We start from the raw sequence: 15,089 nt of genomic DNA, 5'->3' as shown, positions 1-15,089 counted from the left end.
GTCTGCTGGCAAAACCGGCCCGGTGTCGGATCGGACCGCCTGGCGCTGCATTAAAATTCACTAATTTAGTGGATGCATTGCCTGCCAGTGATGAGCGATGGCTTCACGCGTCGTGACCCAAACATCGCTGTGCGATTGCACATAATCGACAAAGCGTTTCAGACCCGCAAAGCGGCCCGGCCGGCCGGCCAATCGGCAATGCAGACCGATATTGAGCATGCGTGGTGTAGTCGCGCCCTCGTCATAAAGCACATCGAAGGCGTCTTTCAGGTAGGTGAAAAATTGCTCGCCGGTGTTGAAACCTTGAGGTGTGGCAAAACGCATATCGTTGGTGTCCAGGGTGTAGGGCACCATCAATAAAGGTCGTTGATAATTGAGATCATAATAAGGCAGATCGTCGGCGTAACTGTCGGAGCAGTATAGGAACTCCGGACGCTCGGCGACCAGTTTCAGCGTATTCGGACTGGTGCGGCCGGTGTACCAACCCGCCGGATGTTTACCGGTCAGACGCTGATGAATGTCGATCGCCAACGCCATATGTTCGCGCTCAACGTCTTCGGAAATAGTTTGATAATGAATCCAGCGGTAACCGTGAGAGGCAATTTCCCAATCCGCTTTGAGCATGGCTTCGACCGCCTGGGGATGACGTTCCATGGCCATGGCCACGCCAAAAACCGTCACCGGCAACTGACGTTCAGTAAACAACCGATGCAGCCGCCAGAAGCCAGCGCGGCTGCCATATTCGTAGATGCTTTCCATACTCAGATGACGCTCTGGATAAGCTTCGGCACCGACTATTTCCGACAGAAAACGTTCCGATTCGGCGTCGCCGTGCAGTTGGCCGTTTTCACCGCCCTCTTCGTAATTGATGACGAACTGCACCGCCAACCGCGCCTTATTGGGCCATTGCGCCGCGGGCGGCTGGGCACCGTAACCGATCAGGTCGCGCGGATAGTGCGTTTGCGAACTGGACATGGGTAAACTCCGATCACAGATAGAAAGCGCATTTCACAGCAAAAAACCGACCAATTGAACAACTTACGGATTCGCAATGCCCCAAGACCTAGCGAACACAGCCATTGGCCTGGGTGATGCCGATGCCCGGTGGGTGCTCTTCGCACCGCATCGACCACCGCTGGAGCCCTATCAGAGCCTCGACCGACTGCAGCCGCTGGCGCAGGGTGAACTGGGCGCGATGGTCAGCGCAACAGGCAATCACTGGCGCAAAATTTTTAATCTCTACGCCAAGTTAGTGCACCGTCTCGAGCCACAGGAACCGCGTTGGCAAGACTGTCGCGACCAGCGTCTGCTGCAAGCCGGCAGCGGTTGCGCACTGCTGTTCTCCGCGCCACCGCTGCCGGCGAATAACCGCTGGCAACTGGTTATGGGTAAGGCCTACGCCGAGAGTTGCGGGCTTGATCAACTGGACAATCTGCGCACGGAAAATGGCTTTCGCTGGTCACCGTCACGCCGCCTGATACTGACACCCTATTTTGACTACCGCGCCCTCTCCAACGCCCGTCTGGACGACCTGTACCGATTAATTGACGGCCAGAGCAACGGCCAATTTAAGCTCTAACAGCGGTCCACACTGGCCGCTTTCACTTCCCTGAGTAAACTATTTACTACCTAAACTAAATTATTTAGGAAGTGTAATGAAACCCCAACCTGAAGACAGCCGACGCTTCCAAAGCGCCACCCGCCGCTACGGTTTGCTGATCAAGCCAGTGATGGCGCAGAGAGTCGAACAGGCCACCGGCCACCCCTTTACCGACTATCCGTTGCTGTCGGCCGTTGCCCAGGGTGTCCGCTCACCGAGCGACATCAGCAAACGCATCCAGGTATCCAATTCCCGAGTATCGCACCTTATTGAGCGCGGCCTGAGTAACGGCCTGATTCGACGCGAACTGGACCCGGCCGACAGCCGTCGCTTTTTGCTGTCGCTGACCGAGGAAGGCGAAAACCTGTTGGCGCAGGTCTCCAAGGCACTGCACGACGTCATCGTGCAATCGGGGTTGACGCAAGACGAACTGACGGCCGCAACCCGCGTAATGGAAAAGCTGGCCGCCACCCTGACCGAGGAGCCGTAAATGCCCAAGAACGAATTCACCAAGGCGGAGCGCAACGCCACCCTGATCGGCGCCATGCTGGCGCTGTTTCTGGCCGCGCTCAACCAGACCATTGTTACCACCGCCACACCTGAGATCGTGCGGGAACTGGCCTTTCCCACCAGCTGGATTACCTGGATTGCCACTGCCTATCTGGTGACCAGCACCGCCACCCTGCCGATCTGGGGCAAGCTGTCCGACCTCTATGGCCGCCGCAACAGCATCACCACCGGCATACTGTTGTTCAGTTTCGCCGGTCTGTGCTGCGCCCTGGCGCAATCACCGCTGCAACTGGTCCTGGCGCGGGCACTGCAAGGCCTGGGCGGCGCGGCGATTCTAACCAATGCATTGGCGGTGATCGGCGACCTCTTTACCCCCGAAGAGCGGCCGCGCTATCAGGGTTTGTTCGGTGCGGTCTTTGGCCTCAGTTCGGTGATCGGCCCGGGCATCGGTGGTCTGCTGACTGACCTGGTCGGCTGGCACTGGATCTTTCTGGTTAATCTGCCCATTGCGGCGATTGCGCTGACTTTTGTGCTGACGCGCATGCCAGTGCTGCGTCACGACGGCCCACGCAAAATCGATTACAGCGGCGCCCTGCTGTTACTGCTGGCGGTGATTCCGCTGTTGCTGGCGCTGTCGCTGGCGCCGTCCCGCTTTGCCTGGAGTGCCCCTCAGACGCTGAGCATGCTGGCGTTATCCGTCGGCGCGGCGCTGAGCTTTGGCTGGCATCAATGGCGCGCAGCCGAACCCATCATCGAATTGCGTCTATTTCTTGATGCGCGCTATGGCTTATCAGCGCTGGCCAGTTTTCTGGTCGGTGCTGCCTTTCTCGGCTCGCTGGTGTTTATTCCGCTCTATATGGTCAACGCTCTGGGCGTCAGCGCCACCGCGTCCGGCGCGACACTGATCCCGCTGACGCTGGGCATTGTCTTTGGCAACATCGTCAGCGGCCAGCTGGTGTCGCGCATCGGTGCTTATAAACCGGTGCTGATTCCCAGCCTGTTACTGCTATTGACCGGGGTAATCTGGCTGACCTTGACGTTAAGCCCGGACCAAAGCCAGCTGGCGGTCACCACCCGCGTGGTCTTACTCGGCATTGGCCTGGGCCCGTCCATGCCGCTCTTTACCCAGATGATGATCAACGCGGCTCCAGCCGACAAAATCGGCATGGCCTCCAGTGCCGCCAACTTTACCCGCCAGTTTGGTTCCACTCTGGGCGTGGCGGTGATGGGCACTATTTTCGCGGCGGTGATGCAGGCGCAACTGAGCGGCCAGGTGTTACCGGCCATTCCCGATGTACTGACCGACTACGAGGCCGTCGCCGAACTGACCGAGGCCGATGTTCAGCAACCGCATCTGGATTTGGCGGCCTTGCAGGCCGACATCGAAGCGCATTACCAGACTGAATCGCTGTCTGCCGGGGACGAACGCAAGGCAACGCTGGCTGCGGCTGAAGCACTGGATCGCGATCTGCGCAGCGCCTGGACCGAGAGCATGAGCGCCATTCTCTGGGCTCAGGCACTGGTCATTACCCTCGGCCTGATCCTCACCTGTTTTATTCCCGAAACCCGGCTGCAACATCGGCGCTCAACCGCCTCGGCCTAAGCCGTTACCATTCGAACCAAAACGGCGCACCGTAAAAATTGCGCGCATCGTTTTGGTTCATTCGAGGCTTCGGACAACCGGCTCCGAAGCCGCGCTTTTCCCGCCCCGCTGCTTCTTTGCATTTCCTGACCGTTCGGTCATATTATGGTCTTTAATTTGCATTGCTAAAAACAACAAGGGCAAGCAACCGTGACGGCTTGCCCGCGAACAGCGAGCCATGGCATGACCACCTTTTTATTAAACCGGTCCCGCGTCGAGCTGGCGCCGACCGATCCGGACCTCACCGTTCTCGAATACCTGCGCCAAGACGCCAAACTGACCGGCACCAAAGAAGGCTGCGCGTCCGGCGACTGCGGCGCCTGCACCGTAGTGATTGGCGAACGCACCGAGGCGGGGCTGCGTTACCGCGCCGTCAACAGCTGCATCACCTTCGTCCACAGCCTGGCCGGCAAACAATTGCTGACAGTCGAGCATCTGGCCGCAACCGGCCAGTTGCATCCGGTGCAGCAGGCCATGGTGAAACACCACGGCTCGCAATGCGGCTTTTGCACGCCCGGTTTTATCATGAGTCTGTTTGCGCTCTACCACAGCGACACCGCGCCGGAACGCGAGGCGGTGCTTAATGCGCTGTCTGGCAATCTCTGTCGCTGCACCGGTTATCGGCCAATTATCGATGCCGCCATGGAATTGCTCGAACAGCGTCACGGCGATGCGTTCAGCGAGCAGGCCGAGGCCATTGAGGCTGAATTGGCGGCGATGAACCCGGCCCAGAGCGACAGCGGTGTCGGCTTCTGGCAGCCGCGCAATCGCGATGAGTTGGGCGAGATGCTGGCCGCGCATCCCGAAGCTCGGCTCAGCGCGGGCAGCACTGACCTGGCGCTGGAAAAAACTCAGTCAGTCAAAGAGCTGCCCGCCCTAATCGACCTAACCGCCGTAGCCGAGTTGCAGCAACTGAATGTCGACGCCGCCTTTATCAATATCGGCGCGGCCCTGCCTTACGCCGATCTGGCTCCGGCGCTGCTGGCCGATTACCCCGAAGCCAGCGAATGGCTCGATCGCCTCGGTTCCACGCCGATCCGCAATCGCGGCAGCCTGGGCGGCAACCTCGGCAACGCTTCACCGATTGGCGATACCCCGCCGCTGCTGATTGCGCTGAATGCCGAAGTCACGCTGGCCAGCTCAAACGGTCAGCGTCGGTTGCCGGTCGCGCAGTTGATCACCGGCTATCGCCAAACGGTGCTGGCCGACGGCGAATGGATCGACACGGTTCATATTCCGCGCCGACCCGACAACAGCACGGTACGCGCCTACAAGATTTCCAAGCGCTTTGAAGACGATATTTCCACCGTCTGCGCCTGCTTCTATCTAGAGCGCGATGGCGACAGCGTCACCATCTTCCGCGCCGGTTTTGGCGGCCTGGCTGCAACGCCGTTAAGCCTGGATGACTGGTCGCAACAGCTGGTTGGCCAAGCCTGGTCGCAACTGGATATCGATGCCGTCGCCAGCGATCTCGCCAGCCGACTGCAACCCATCGACGACGTTCGCGCCAGCGCCCAGTACCGCATCACCGTCACCGCCAATCTGCTGCGTCGCTTCTATCTGGAAACCAGCAACAGCGGTTTGATTACCCGTGTATCGAACCCGGGAGCCTTCCATCATGCGTAAACTCACCGATGCCCTGCTCAAGCCCGAATTCAGCCTCGGTCAGGCTGGTCAGCCGGTCGAACACGACAGCGCCAGCCGCCAGGTCGCAGGCCAAGCCCGCTATATCGACGATATGCCCGAGCCTGCCGGTTTGCTGCACGCAGCCGTTGGCCAGGCCGATGTCGCGCACGGCACTCTTAAGTCGCTGCAGTTGGATGCGGTGCGCTCGGCGGCCGGTGTAAAGCGCGTCATCAGCGTTGCCGATGTGCCCGGCCATACCGACATCGGCGCCGTCTTCGGCGGCGATCCGGTGCTGGCGGAAGACACCATTTTGTTTCACGGTCAGCCGTTATTTGCCGTCGCTGCCGACAGCTACGAACAGGCGCGCCTGGCGGTCAAGGCGGCCAGCTGGGAAATCGAAGCCAGCGACGCCATCCTCAGTGTCGAACAAGCCCGAGCCGCCGGCGCCGAAGTCGGTAAGCCGGTGCATTTTCGCTATGGTGATGCCGATACCACGCTCAAAAACGCAGCGCATCAAATCAGCGGCCGCATTCAGATCGGTGGTCAGGAACACTTCTATCTGGAAGGCCAGGCCAGCCTGGTTATCCCCGAAGAAGACGGCGGCATGCTGGTCTACACCTCCAGCCAGCACCCATCCGAAGTGCAGAAACTGGTCGCCGAAGTGCTGGGGATTTCCTTTAACAAGGTCACCGTCGACGTGCGGCGTATGGGCGGCGCTTTCGGTGGTAAGGAAAGCCAGGCGGCGCAGTGGGCGTGCATCGCAGCCTTGCTGGCGCATCACACCGGCCGGCCGGTGAAAATACGGCTGCCGCGCAGCATCGATATGAGCGCCACCGGCAAACGCCATCCGTTCGATAACCGCTGGCAGCTGGGTTTTGACGACGCGGGCGTGATTCAGGCGGCGAAAATCGAGGTCAATGGCTTCTGCGGTTATTCGCCGGATTTATCGAACGCCATTGTCGATCGCGCCATGTTCCATGCCGATAATGCCTATTTCCTCGGCGATTCGGCCATCGACGGCTACCGCTGCCTGACTCACACCGTTTCCAACACCGCCTTTCGCGGCTTCGGCGGACCTCAGGGCATGATGACCATCGAAGCGGCCATGGACGATATCGCCCGCCATCGCGGCGAAGACCCGCTGACCATCCGCAAGCGCAACCTTTATGGTCAGGGTGAACGCGATGTCACGCCCTACCAGATGACCGTCGAAGACAACATTCTGCCGCAGCTGATCGAACGTCTGGAAACCACCAGCGACTATTGGCAACGCCGCGCAGCAATCACCGAGTTCAATCGCCAAAGCCCGATCATCAAAAAAGGCCTGGCGCTGACGCCGGTAAAATTCGGCATCTCCTTCACCGCCAAACACCTGAACCAGGCCGGTGCGCTGGTGCATATCTATACCGATGGTTCGATTCACCTGAACCACGGCGGCACGGAAATGGGTCAGGGTCTGTTTACCAAGGTGGCGCAGATTGTCGCGCTCGAATTCGGCGTCGCGCTGGAGACCGTTCAGGTCTCCGCCACCCGCACCGACAAGGTGCCCAACACCTCGCCCACGGCCGCCTCCAGCGGCACCGATCTGAACGGTAAGGCGGCGCAAAACGCGGCGCGGGCAATCAAGCAACGGCTGATCGAATTCGCCTGCGATCATTATGGTTTAAGGCCCGATGAAGTCAGTTTCCAGGCCGGCAAAGTCACGCTGGGCACTAACATCATCGACTTCGCCGACCTGGTGCAAACCGCCTACCTGAACCGCATTTCACTCTCGGCCACCGGCTACTACCGCACGCCCAAGCTGGAGTGGGACGCCGAAAACGGCAAAGGCCGGCCCTTCCTGTATTTCGCCTACGGCGCGTCCTGCTCGGAAGTCAGCATCGACACCCTGACCGGCGAATACTCGGTCGATCGCGTCGATGTGCTGCACGACGTCGGCGACAGCATCAACCCGGCGCTCGACATCGGTCAGATTGAAGGTGGCTTTATTCAGGGCATGGGCTGGTTGACCAGCGAAGAACTGAAGTGGGACAACAGCGGCCGGTTGCTCAGTAACAGCCCGGCGAACTACAAAATCCCGGCCATCGGCGATACCCCGCCGGTGTTCAATGTCGATCTCTACCCACAACCCAACCGCGAAGACACGGTGTTTAAATCCAAAGCCGTGGGTGAGCCGCCGCTGATGCTGCCGATCAGCGTCTGGTGTGCGCTGCGCGATGCCATCGCCAGCGTCAGTGACTACCAACTCAGCCCGGCGCTGGATACACCGGCCACGCCGGAACGGGTGCTGTTTGCCATCGAAGCACTGAAAGGACGCCAATCATGAAACGACATTGGCGCTGGTTCGAAGCGGTCAACGAGCTGCAACAAAACGGCGAGCCGCTGGTACTGATCACCGTGCTCAGCACCGCCGGCTCCACGCCACGTGACGCCGCCACCAAGATGGTGGTCAGCGCCGCCGATCAGTGGGACACCATCGGTGGCGGCAACCTGGAATATCAGGCCATCGAACGAGCGCGGGAGCTGCTGGCCGCGGGCGAAGCGCGAACCGAGGTCGAACGTGTCGAACTCGGCGCCAGTCGCGGCCAATGCTGTGGCGGTGCGGCTCAGTTGTTGTTTGAAGTGCTGGTAAACGCTCGCCAACCTTTGGCGGTGTTCGGTGCCGGCCATGTGGCCCAGCGCTTGCTACCGATACTGGCGCCCTTGGATGTGCAACTGAGCTGGATCGACCCGCGCGCCGACTGGTTAGCCGCAGCGCCCGCCGGCGTACGCGTGGAATGCCTGAGCAACCCGGTCGATGCCGTGGCAGATCTGCCGGAAAACGGCTGGATGCTGGTGCTCACTCACAATCACCAACTCGATTTCGAGTTGGTCCAGGCGGCGCTGAAACGACCGGATATTGGTTATATCGGCGTTATCGGCTCGGCCACCAAAGCCAAGCGTTTTCGTCAGCGGTTGGCGCATCGTGGCTGGTCAGACGCCGATATCGCGCGCCTTATCTGCCCGGTTGGCCTGGCAGACATTCCGGGCAAACGTCCGGCGGAAGTGGCGGTATCGATTGCTGGCCAACTGATCCAACGGCTGCATCAGCCGATGGCGCAGTCGGCCAAAAAAGTGACCGGCCTGAACTGGCAACACAGCCAGTCGCTGAACCAGGAAGAAACGGAATGACAGTGGAAGAAATCAACGCCCTGCCCGCCGATCAAATGGCTGCTTTTTTGCGCACCACCTGCACCGCCGAGCGCTGGATTGAACGCATGGTTGCGGCGCGGCCGTTCAAAGACCGTACCGACCTGCTCGACAGCGCCCGCATCCACTGGGCCGGCACCAACGAAGAGGACTGGCGTCAGGCGTTCGAAGGCCACCCGATGATTGGCGACATCGACAGCCTGCGCGCCAAATACCACGCCAGCAAAGACCTATCGAGCGCCGAACAGGCCGGTGCAACTGGCGCCAGTGAGGCCACCTTGCAAGCGCTGGCCGAAGGCAATAAGCGCTATCTGAAACGCCACGGTTTTATTTTTATCGTCTTCGCCAGCGGCAAAACCGCCGACCAGATGCTAGAGCTGCTCAACGCCCGCATCGACAACAGCACCGATCAGGAACTGAAACTGGCGGCGCAGCAGCAGTTGAAAATTACTTTGAAGCGGTTGGATGAAGCCGTCTTATAAAGCGATGTGAAACCACTGCATTAAGCGCCGGTTGGCGGACCCTTCACCAGAGGGCGTGGATTCCCAGGGATGGGAATCCCCGAGCATACATGGACGTACTTGCAGCGTCCCTCTGGGGGAGGGTCCGCCAACCGGTGCGGCCAACGCCGACAACAAAAACACGGAGTCAAAATGAGCCACACCCTCTCAACCCATGTGCTCGATACCACCCTGGGCCAACCCGCCCGGGGCATGAAGCTGACGCTGAAAAATTCCAGCGGCGAGATCATCGCCGAAGGCGTCACCAACGCTGACGGTCGTTTTGGCGACTGGCCCGAAGGCGGTTTCGCCGATGGCGTTTATGCGCTGACCTTCCATACCGGCGACTATCTCACCGCCACCCACGGTCAATCTTTCTACCCCGAAGCGACCGTTTGTTTTCAGTTGTCCGGCAGCGATGCGCACTACCACGTGCCGCTGTTGGTCAGTCCCTTTGGCTATTCCACCTACCGAGGCAGTTAATGGACGTTTTTTTCGCTGAATGGGTCAGCCTGTTTTTACGCTGGTTCCATGTCATCGCCGGCGTCGCCTGGATCGGCTCGTCGTTTTATTTTATCTGGCTCGACAACCACCTGAACGAGCCACCGCAATGGAAAAAAGACGCCGGCATTGGCGGCGATCTGTGGGCGGTACACGGTGGTGGCTTTTATGAAGTCGCCAAATATAAGGTCGGCCCCGAGGCGATACCCGAGAAGCTGCACTGGTTCAAATGGGAAGCCTACACCACCTGGATTACCGGCTTCCTACTGCTCACCTGGGTCTATTATTTTGGCGCTCAAGCCTATCTGATCGACCCCAATGTGATGCCGCTCAGCACCGGCCGCGCCATAGCTTATGGTCTGGGTTATCTGCTTGCCGGCTGGGTGATTTACGACGCCCTGTGCCGCACCAAACTGGTCGAAAGCCGCTGGTTTGGCGTGGTTATTTTTATCATCGGCTGCGGCTTTGCCTGGCTGCTGACGCATACCTTTTCCGGCCGTGGCGCCTTTATCCATATGGGCGCGCTGATCGGCACCATCATGGTCGCCAACGTCTTCTTCAAGATCATCCCCGGCCAACGCAAAATGGTCGCCGCCGTGGCGCGGGGCGAACTGCCCGATCCGAAACCGGGCCTGATCGGTAAGCAACGCAGCGTCCACAACAACTACTTCACGCTGCCGGTCATCTTTTTGATGATCAGCAACCACTACCCGATGACCTATCAGGGCGACGACAGCTGGCTGATCTTGATGGCCATCATCGCCATCACCCTGTGCGTGCGGCATTACTTCAACCTGGCGCATCGCGGTATTCGGCAACCGGCCTTTCTGGTCGCCGCGGGCATCGCCTTTGTGCTGATGGCGGCCATTCTCAGCTGGCCAGAATCGACACCGGCAACCAGCAACAACGCCGCTCACAGCGAAGCAACCGCTTCGGTGATGTCCGATGCCGACGCTCTGGCGCTGGTGCAGAACCGCTGCGCCAGCTGCCACTCGGCGCAGCCGACCGACAGCCTGTTCCCCTCGGCGCCATCGGGCGTGGTGCTCGATGATCTGGCCCAGATTGAGCGCTGGTCCGGACGCATCGAACAACGCGCCGTGGTCACCCGCGACATGCCGTTTCTGAACCGGACGGAAATGACCGACGACGAACGCCTGGCGCTCGGCAACTGGTTAAAACAACGTTTTTAAGCCACACTAAAATGTGGGTCGGCCATTGGGATTGCCGGCCCACCCCGATCCGTGTCGGGGACCAGCCACAACCGGACCCGACGACCTGCGGATGAGCACTTCCAACCCCTGGCTAGAACGTATTCAAGCGGCCAATCTTCCCGCTCTGATTCCCCAAACTGCCCTGCCTTCGTCGGACGCACCGCTGTCCGACTGGAGCCAGGCGGTGCGTGAAGATCCGTTATTGGCCATGCAGATCATGGGGCAGGCCAACCGCATTTACGCCACCCGCGACCAGCAACTGAGCACCCTCGATCACGCCGCAGCTGTGCTCGGTGTACAGCGCCTGATCAACCTGAACCGCACCATTCCGCGCATCAGCCCGGGCAGCACTGCCTATCGCGGCCTGCGCCTGAACATTGCCGATAGCCTGGTCGCCGCCAGCCTGATGAAGCAATGGTTCGAGCAGCGCAGCCTGCCCTGGAGTGACGCCGATTTCTGGGGTGTGCTGTTTCACAACCTCGGTTTCTGGGCGCTGTGGCTGCTGGAGCCGCAGCGGATGGAAGCCTTTGAGCAACGCTCGACCGAAGGCCGCGACCGCGCCGAACTGGTCGAAAATCTGATCGAACAACCACTGATCCACTGGACCCGCCGGTTGTGCCATTACCTGAACTTACCGCAGCCACCAGAGCATCTGAGCGCCGCAGAACTCGACCAAATCAGCGAGCGTCTGTTGCCCAATCGCAGCGCCATGCTCAGCGCGCTGCTGCCGCTCAGTCACGAACTGGCGTATCAACTGAGGCTATCGTGGGATTCGCCGGCGCTGGACCGACTGTGCAAAATTGGCGCAACGGCGCTGGGCCTCGCCGACTTCCGCCAACGGCTGAAAACCTGGATTCCTCAGGCAGCGCGTCAATACCACCTGCCGGAAGCCGGCAGCGCGGCCCGGCAATTGCTGGCGCACCAGCCACCGATCAGTAAAGCGGCGCCGGGCGTCGCACCCAAAAAAGTCCGCGACCCCAATCTCGATACTGCCGATGATCTGCGCCTGCGTGAAAAACCCCCAGAGCCGCGTCCCCGGGTGGCCGCCAAACCCGTACCGCCGCCAGCGCCACCACCGCCACCGGTGAAAAAGCGCAGCGCTGTGAATCAAGATCACCTCGATAACGCCCGCACCCTGTTGCGGCGCGACATTGAACTTCCCGATGCGGAAATCCACAAGACAGCGCTCGAAGGCCTGCAAAAAGGTCTGGGGCTCAGCCGTATCGTGATTTTAAAAATGATCGAAGGTAACTGGCAGGCGACGCGCACCGCCGGTTGCAGTTATTATCTGCTGCTGCGTAACCTGCGCCTGCCGTTGTTTAAAAGCACGGTGATGCAGGAATTCAGTCGCCGTACCGCCGCTTTGTGGGTCAACGACAGCAATCGCAACAAAGGCCAGCAAACGCTGCCGGCCGATCTGTTGAAAGCCGCCGATGGCGAAGCGTTTTTCTTGCGCTCTTTCAAGATAGGAACGGCAATACCGTTGCTGATTTACGCCGACGCCAAAGACGATAAAGAAGAACTGAACGAACACGATTATCGCCTGTTCCGTGAATTTTGTGCCGACTGGAACAGCGCCCTGAACCGGAAATAACATGAGCTCACTGACCGAACGCCTCTTCGTCGCCAGCCAATATCTGGCGCCGCATCATCTGTTGTCTCGTTTTGTCGGCCGTCTGGCCGCCAGCGAATGGGCACCGATTCGCCGGCTGTTTATCGGCCGCTTTGCCAAGCAATTTCAAGTCAATATGAGCGAAGCCGAACGCGAAAATTTAAGCGACTATCGCAACTTCAACGACTTCTTCACCCGCGCCCTCAAGCCCGGCGCACGGCCGCTGCCGGACGATCAACAGCGCTTAATCTGCCCGGTCGACGGCGCCGTCAGCCAGGCTGGAAAAATCGAAAATGGCCGACTTTTCCAAGCCAAAGGCCGCGACTACAGCCTCACCGAATTACTCGGCGGCGATGCCGACCAGGGCAAGGCGTTTCGCGACGGTCGTTTTGCCACGCTGTATTTATCGCCACGCGACTACCACCGCATCCATATGCCGTGCGACGGCAAACTGATCCGCACCACCTTCGTGCCCGGTCGGCTGTTCAGCGTCAATGGTGTCACCGCCGACAACGTGCCGCGTTTATTTGCCCGTAACGAACGGCTGGTGTGCGAATTTGAGACCGCGCACGGCCGCATGATTCTGGTCTTGGTCGGCGCAATGATCGTCGCCAGCATCGAAACCGTCTGGTCCGGCATCGTCGCGCCCGACGGCCGCCGCATCAAACACCAGCACTTCGGCGAAGACGGCCCCCAGTTCAAGCGCGGCGAAGAAATGGGACGCTTTCGGTTGGGCAGTACCGTCATCGCTTTATTCGAAGCCGACGCCCTGGAATGGGACGCCACCATCAGCGCCGGCCAGCCGGTTCGACTGGGCCAACCGCTCAATGCGACAAAATGATGAACAAGGTCTCTGGAATCGGGTTTTCAAAGCCGGTATCCTGCGCCGTTCAATGAGCTTGCCGGACAGACCATGACCGACGAAACGACCCAGGAAGATGTGTCTCAAACCAAGCCTGAAGCCCAGCCTCAGGCCGAGGCGGCTACGGCCAGGAAAAAGAAGACCGACGCCCAGCGTAAAAAAGAGTTTGAGGCCAATCGCAAGGCCATGGATGAATTGTGCGAGCTGTATCCGCAAGCGTTCAATCCGCGCCAGCCGAAGCCGCTGAAAATTGGCATTCACGAAGCCTTGGCCGAAGACGGCAAACTGTCGAAAACGCGCATTCGCCGCGCGCTCAACGTCTATGTGCGGTTGCGTTCCTACTACGCCTGCATGGTGGAAGGCGCCGATCGCGTCACCATCGACGGCAGCGCCGCCGGCACCGTCAGCGCTGAAGACGCCGCGCACGCCAAAGAAAAACTCGACGCCATCGACAAGCGTCGTGCCGAGCGTGCCGCCAAAGCCAAGCCAAAAGACAAAGCAAAAGCCAAGGCAAAACCGAAAGCCAAACCTAAAAAACCGGCGCAGCCGAAGGTGTCGGCCGAGGACCAGGAAAATCGCTTGCAACGCAAGTTGGAAGCCTTGGTTAACAAACCCAAAAACGACTGAGTTCAGGCGTTTTCCCGGTTAAAGGGCAGGACCGCAGCAATGCGGTCCTCGCCCAGTATCCGCATCAATAACCGATCCACACCCAGCGCCACCCCGGCGCAATCCGGCAAACCCGCCTGCATCGCCGCCAGCAACCGCTGATCCATCTCCGCCTCTGGCAATTGCTGAGCTTTTCTGCGTTGCTGATCTTCGGCAAAACGCCGCTGCTGCTCGGCCGCATCGGTCAGTTCGAAATAGCCGTTAGCCAGCTCCATAGCGCCCCAGTACAACTCAAAGCGCCGCGCCAATGTCAGCTCATCCTGGGTTTCAAATTGCGCCAAGGCAGCCTGGCTGGCGGGGTAATGCGTAATAAACGTCAGTTGATCGGCCGGCAAAGAAGGTTCCACCACCAGCGCCATCAACGCATCGAGGCAGTCATCGCGTTGCCAATCATGGCTGTCGGCTGCCAGATGCTGATGCACGGCCGCGCGCAGCTCCGTTACATCGGCCCGGTGCGGATCGGGCAAACCAGCCTGTACGAACGCTTCAAGGTAACTCAAACGTTCGGCCGCTAACTCTGGCTGGCCGGAAACCTCGCGGCACAACTGCGCCACCTCATCCATTAACTGAGCATCATCCCAACCCAACCGATACCACTCCAGCAGACTGAACTCAGCGTTATGGCGCGCGCCGCTTTCATCCTGGCGAAATACATGACCCAGCTGATAACAATCGCCCATGCCCGCCGCCAATAAACGCTTCATGGCGTACTCCGGCGAGGTCTGCAAAAAACCGCCGTCGGTGGTGCGGATATTAGTGAGATTGACATCGGTCACGCCGACGTTCGACAACACCGGCGTATCGACTTCCAGTACCTGGCGCGCCGCAAAAAAAGCGCGAATATCCGCCAATAACTGAGCCCGGCGGCGCAGGTTGTTTAAGCTCGCTGTGGGTTGCCAGTCAGTCATCTTGAGTGCCTGTGATCATCATCTCTCCCCAGTCCATCCATCGTTGCCACCTTCTTCGCTGCGCTGACCAACACCGGTTTTCCGTTAAACGAGAAGCGCGTCACACAATCATATTCGCACTTAAAAAAACAACGATGTTTCAAACGCTTATTCAAATGAGCGTCCTTTATTGTCTCTGAGTTTGAGCCCCAGGCAGGAGGTTATAACTCAGGCCCGGGCACGCTGCGACAAACAATGCAGACCCCAACATTATGGAGCACCA

Annotated in this window: 14 protein-coding genes; 12 read left to right on the top strand and 2 right to left on the bottom strand. The window is 59.6% G+C overall.

Features of this window, described 5'->3' with window-relative positions; translation table 11 throughout:
- Positions 1–60: 60 nt before the first annotated feature.
- Complete coding sequence (gene puuE, locus ABMA60_RS09825; protein WP_392802207.1) at positions 61–975, bottom strand: allantoinase PuuE; 915 nt, start codon at positions 973–975, stop codon at positions 61–63.
- A 76-nt stretch (positions 976–1,051) separates the two neighbouring features.
- Between puuE and ABMA60_RS09820 the strand changes: the two genes are divergently transcribed.
- The 12 genes from ABMA60_RS09820 to ABMA60_RS09765 all read left to right on the top strand — a co-directional run bounded on the left by ABMA60_RS09820 (position 1,052) and on the right by ABMA60_RS09765 (position 13,880).
- The gene (locus tag ABMA60_RS09820; RefSeq protein WP_392802205.1) at positions 1,052–1,579 is read left to right on the top strand and encodes a DUF6942 family protein; all 528 of its coding nucleotides are present in this window, start codon (positions 1,052–1,054) and stop codon (positions 1,577–1,579) included.
- Positions 1,580–1,655: 76 nt separating this feature from the next.
- Positions 1,656–2,090: a MarR family winged helix-turn-helix transcriptional regulator gene (locus ABMA60_RS09815; protein ID WP_392802203.1), complete on the top strand. Its 435-nt coding sequence runs from the start codon at positions 1,656–1,658 to the stop codon at positions 2,088–2,090.
- The gene (locus ABMA60_RS09810; protein ID WP_392802200.1) at positions 2,091–3,713 is read left to right on the top strand and encodes an MDR family MFS transporter; all 1,623 of its coding nucleotides are present in this window, start codon (positions 2,091–2,093) and stop codon (positions 3,711–3,713) included.
- A 222-nt stretch (positions 3,714–3,935) separates the two neighbouring features.
- The gene (xdhA, locus tag ABMA60_RS09805; protein WP_392802197.1) at positions 3,936–5,378 is read left to right on the top strand and encodes a xanthine dehydrogenase small subunit; all 1,443 of its coding nucleotides are present in this window, start codon (positions 3,936–3,938) and stop codon (positions 5,376–5,378) included.
- Entirely contained in the window at positions 5,371–7,704 is a 2,334-nt protein-coding gene (gene xdhB / locus ABMA60_RS09800) for a xanthine dehydrogenase molybdopterin binding subunit (RefSeq protein WP_392802195.1), read from the top strand. Before xdhA ends, xdhB begins: the two co-directional genes overlap by 8 nt.
- Positions 7,701–8,549, top strand: a complete 849-nt coding sequence (gene xdhC, locus ABMA60_RS09795; RefSeq protein WP_392802192.1) for a xanthine dehydrogenase accessory protein XdhC — start codon at positions 7,701–7,703, stop codon at positions 8,547–8,549. Before xdhB ends, xdhC begins: the two co-directional genes overlap by 4 nt.
- The gene (uraD, locus tag ABMA60_RS09790) at positions 8,546–9,049 is read left to right on the top strand and encodes a 2-oxo-4-hydroxy-4-carboxy-5-ureidoimidazoline decarboxylase (protein ID WP_392802189.1); all 504 of its coding nucleotides are present in this window, start codon (positions 8,546–8,548) and stop codon (positions 9,047–9,049) included. Before xdhC ends, uraD begins: the two co-directional genes overlap by 4 nt.
- A 171-nt stretch (positions 9,050–9,220) precedes the next feature.
- Positions 9,221–9,550 (top strand): hydroxyisourate hydrolase, encoded by a 330-nt coding sequence (gene uraH / locus ABMA60_RS09785; protein WP_392802186.1) that lies wholly within the window; start codon positions 9,221–9,223, stop codon positions 9,548–9,550.
- Positions 9,550–10,758, top strand: a complete 1,209-nt coding sequence (locus ABMA60_RS09780; RefSeq protein ID WP_392802183.1) for a urate hydroxylase PuuD — start codon at positions 9,550–9,552, stop codon at positions 10,756–10,758. The genes uraH and ABMA60_RS09780 overlap by 1 nt, the downstream gene beginning before the upstream one ends.
- Positions 10,759–10,849: 91 nt before the next feature.
- The gene (locus ABMA60_RS09775) at positions 10,850–12,373 is read left to right on the top strand and encodes an HDOD domain-containing protein (protein WP_392802180.1); all 1,524 of its coding nucleotides are present in this window, start codon (positions 10,850–10,852) and stop codon (positions 12,371–12,373) included.
- A 1-nt stretch (position 12,374) separates the two neighbouring features.
- The gene (gene asd / locus ABMA60_RS09770; RefSeq protein WP_392802177.1) at positions 12,375–13,232 is read left to right on the top strand and encodes an archaetidylserine decarboxylase; all 858 of its coding nucleotides are present in this window, start codon (positions 12,375–12,377) and stop codon (positions 13,230–13,232) included.
- Between the two features lie 72 nt (positions 13,233–13,304).
- Complete coding sequence (locus ABMA60_RS09765; protein WP_392802174.1) at positions 13,305–13,880, top strand: ProQ/FINO family protein; 576 nt, start codon at positions 13,305–13,307, stop codon at positions 13,878–13,880.
- 2 nt (positions 13,881–13,882) lie between these two features.
- Here ABMA60_RS09765 and epmA read toward each other — a convergent pair whose 3' ends face one another.
- Complete coding sequence (gene epmA, locus ABMA60_RS09760; RefSeq protein ID WP_392802171.1) at positions 13,883–14,827, bottom strand: EF-P lysine aminoacylase EpmA; 945 nt, start codon at positions 14,825–14,827, stop codon at positions 13,883–13,885.
- Positions 14,828–15,089: the final 262 nt, after the last annotated feature.

It is taken from the genome of Saccharospirillum sp. HFRX-2, assembly GCF_043196805.1.
In the GTDB taxonomy this organism is placed as follows: Bacteria; Pseudomonadota; Gammaproteobacteria; order Pseudomonadales; family Natronospirillaceae; genus Saccharospirillum.
Note: the sequence above shows the minus strand (reverse complement) of the source record. Positions and strands in the feature narration are given on the sequence as shown.